Origin of the sequence: Microbacterium sp. UBA837 (genome assembly GCF_002296025.1) — a bacterium.
In the GTDB taxonomy this organism is placed as follows: Bacteria; Actinomycetota; Actinomycetes; order Actinomycetales; family Microbacteriaceae; genus Microbacterium.
Genome location: NZ_DBHD01000032.1, coordinates 6,055 through 7,262, shown reverse-complemented (window position 1 = coordinate 7,262; position 1,208 = coordinate 6,055). Strand labels below are relative to the sequence as shown.

The 1,208-nt window shown below is 63.8% G+C and carries 1 protein-coding gene; it reads right to left on the bottom strand.

All coding sequences use genetic code 11. The annotated features are described in order from the left end of the window. Window positions 1-1,208: glycosyltransferase family 2 protein (locus B3587_RS02595; protein WP_292726324.1), on the bottom strand; the 1,208-nt coding region annotated here is incomplete at both ends.

Here is a 1,208-nt window from a genome sequence, read left to right as displayed (position 1 = left end):
GAAGATCTCCGCCGGAAACACGAGTGCCGAGAACAGGATGTCTCGCTGGTTCACGTACTTCATCGTCAGCGCCACGCGCAGGTTCAGCAGCGTCGCCACCAGCGGCGGAATGAGCCACCAGGGCGAGAAGACGAACGCGTTGATCGAAAGCGATGCTGCCAGGAGCGTCAAAAACGCAACACGCACGAACAGGTTCGTGAGCATGCCGAAGTTCTCGAACCACCGGAGGCGCAGGTTCGGGTGGAAGGGCTGCCCCTTGGTGTCGCCGCGCTGGCCGGGCCACATGAGCTCGATCGCGCCGTAGGTCCACTTCACCTGCTGCGCGTCGTACCCCTTGAGGGTCGTCATGCCGCCCACGCTCGCCCGTGCGTACGGGCTGATCTTGGTGAGGTAGCCGGCGCTCTTGATCTGCAGCGACAGCAGGGAGTCCTCCACCTCGCTGTCTTTCACCCATGGCGTGCTCTGGTGGTTGGCGCGCATCACATCGCGCAGTGCCGCCGTCGAGAAGATCGAGAACTGGCCGCCGAGCACTGCCATGTTGCGTCCGCGCAGCAGATTCTGCAGGTTGAACGCCGCGAACTGTGTGCGCTGACCGGCGATCAAGAACTTGCCGATCAGGCCTTTGATGGGGCGGTCATCGATCGTGTAGATCGCCGAGATCCCACCGATCCGCGAGTCACCGACGGCCTCGGTCTCGAGGTACTCCACTGCCCGTTCGTCAGCGATGGTGTCACCGTCGACACCGAGCAGGTAGTCGTAGCCCTCGACAAGGGCGTAGCCGTAGTTCAGCGCACCGACCTTCTTGTCGGGGTTCTTGCCGATGTCGTGGATGAACACCTCGGTGAACTGCTCGCCGAGGTCGGTCACCACCTGGTGCGGGCCGGCGTACTGCGAAGCGATAGCAACTGTGGCGTCAGTGGTGTTGTTGACGACGACGTGGATGACGTCGGGCACGCGCGTCTGGTGCAGCAGACTCTCGAGCACCCCCGCGATCGACTCTTCCTCGTTGTAGCAGGGGATGACGCATCCGATGGTGGACCGGTGCACCGAGATGCGCTCCAGCACCGACTCGAACTCGTCAGTGAACTCCGCGTGCGAGGTCTCGACCTGCGCGTTCGGGAACCGGGGGTCGCCGTACGAGGGCTGAGCGTATGGCTGCTGGCCGTATGCCGGATCGGCGTACTGCGGCCCCGGGTACTGCTGACCCG